The 2,208-nt window shown below is 44.2% G+C and carries 1 protein-coding gene; it reads left to right on the top strand.

The window, feature by feature from the left end; all coding sequences use genetic code 11:
- The first annotated feature begins 187 nt into the window (after nt 1-187).
- Nucleotides 188-2,104 (top strand): alpha-amylase family glycosyl hydrolase, encoded by a 1,917-nt coding sequence (locus H6S82_RS30125; RefSeq protein WP_190468186.1) that lies wholly within the window; start codon nt 188-190, stop codon nt 2,102-2,104.
- The last annotated feature ends 104 nt before the right edge of the window (nt 2,105-2,208 follow it).

Below are 2,208 nucleotides of genomic sequence, written 5' to 3'. Positions count from 1 at the left end.
TATTAGCTTTTTTCACGACACTACGGGGTAATACCCCTCTCCCTTAACTAACTGCATCGGTTATAAACTAAAAAAATCTACCTTAAGACACAAGAGAAATCACTCTGAAATAGGTAATACTCGCACGAGAATGGGTTTTCGTAAAAGCTAACAGCAAAGACTTTCTACAGCAATATAAAGGAATGTTATGGTATCAACCCCGCCGTCTCAACGTTCGACCGTTCAATATGAGGTAGGAGATCAATACAAAGAAATTGATACTCTAGTAACCGAACAGAAAACAGAAACCGATATAGATTTGGAGTTTCTGTATACTAGAGACATTGAATTTCGCCAAGAAACTATTTATTTCATAGTTGTCGATCGCTTCCATGATGGCGATCCGGAAAACAGCGAAGGGCCAAACCCAGAACTTTACGACCCAGAAGGACAAGATTGGGGAAAATATTGGGGTGGAGACTTACAGGGAATTATCGACAAACTCGATTATTTAAAGAGCTTGGGAGTCACGGCGATATGGCTGACTCCCCTGTTCGAGCAAGTGGAAGCATTATTTGTGAATAGCGCCGCCATTCACGGCTACTGGATTAAAGACTTTAAGCGAATTAATCCTCGCTTTATCAAAAAGGGTGAAGATCCTTCTTTGAACAAAACCCAAGAAAGCAAGGAAACAACTTTTGACAGGTTGATTGCTGAATTGCACAAACGCAAAATGAAATTTATTCTTGATATTGTGTGTAACCACAGCAATCCGGATTTTAGCGGTAAGAAGGGCGAACTTTACGACGATGGTGTAAAGATTGCCGATTTCAACGATGATAAAAATGGTTGGTATCACCACTATGGTGAAGTAACTAACTGGGAAGATGAATGGCAGGTGCAAAACTGCGAATTGGCAGGTTTGGCAACCTTCAACGAAAACAATCCCGATTATCGAAACTACATCAAATCGTCGATTAAGCAATGGCTCGATCGAGGTGTCGATGCTTTGCGGGTGGATACGGTTAAACATATGCCGATTTGGTTTTGGCAGGAGTTTAACGCCGATATCCAAAACCACAAACCCGATATTTTTGTGTTTGGGGAGTGGATTTATAACGACCCCAGAAATGAGCGATCGCTCGAATTTGCCAACTGCTCTGGGATGACAATTCTCGATTTTGGTCTTTGCGTAGCGATTCGGGCAGCTTTGGCTCAAGGAGCAGAAGGAGGATTTCATCTCATACAAGATGTCCTGAGTATGGATTCTCGCTACAACGGGGCAACCGAGTTAATTACCTTTATCGATAATCACGATATGCCTCGGTTTCAGTCGCTGAATCCCGATCCGGATATGCTGCGGTTGGCAATAGATTTGATTATGACAAGTCGCGGTATTCCTTGCATTTATTACGGCACGGAACAGTATCTCCACAACGATACAAATGGCGGCAACGATCCTTACAATCGCCCGATGATGCAAAATTGGGATATGGAAACGCCTGTCTATCGGGATGTACGGTTGCTGTCAGGTTTGCGGCGATTGAATCCGGCAATTTCTCTGGGGAGTCAGTGGCAAAAATATCTCACTCCCGATGTTTATTGTTACGTGCGACGTTATCGCGAAAACCGCTGTTTTGTGGCGATGAATAAGGGCGAACCTGTCACAATTGAATCTGTGCATACAGATTTGCCCGATGGAGAGCATACCGATGTTTTATCGCGGCGCAAGTTTGAAGTTAAAGATGGCTGTTTGTATGACTTGCATCTAGAGTCGAAGGAAGTGATTATTATCAGTCACGTTGCAGAACGAGTCAAAGGACAAACGATCGTCCGGGTGCAACTCAATGGCGTCAATACTCAACCGGGTGAAAGGATTATCGTCATCGGTGATTGTCCTGAGTTAGGCAACTGGGATATCGCCAAAGGTTTCGAGTTGGAATATATCAACGAAAACACTTGGTTTGGCGAAATTGCTTTTAATGAAAGTGCCGGAAAACTAATTTCTTACAAGTACGCGATGTTGCGCGAAGGTACATCGCCATTGCGAGAAAATGTTGTCGGTCGTCGCTGGTTTGTCGCCAGTGAAGGCACAGTCAAATGGCGCGATGCTTGGGCTTGGTAATAGTAGGGTGGGCAATGCCCACCTTCCTTAGAAAATCCAAAATCTAAAATCCTCTCTTGCGAAGGTGGGCATCGTGACGGTCACCGCCAAGACGCCCACTTCAG

The sequence above is a fragment of the Planktothrix sp. FACHB-1355 genome, assembly GCF_014748295.1.
In the GTDB taxonomy this organism is placed as follows: domain Bacteria; phylum Cyanobacteriota; class Cyanobacteriia; order Cyanobacteriales; family Aerosakkonemataceae; genus Aerosakkonema; species Aerosakkonema funiforme_A.
This window is presented reverse-complemented; position numbering and strand designations above follow the sequence as displayed.

Coding starts and splice junctions, on each gene's coding strand:
- H6S82_RS30125 (WP_190468186.1), top strand. CDS start 188: ATGGTATCAACCCCGCCGTCTCAACGTTCGACCGTTCAATATGAGGTA.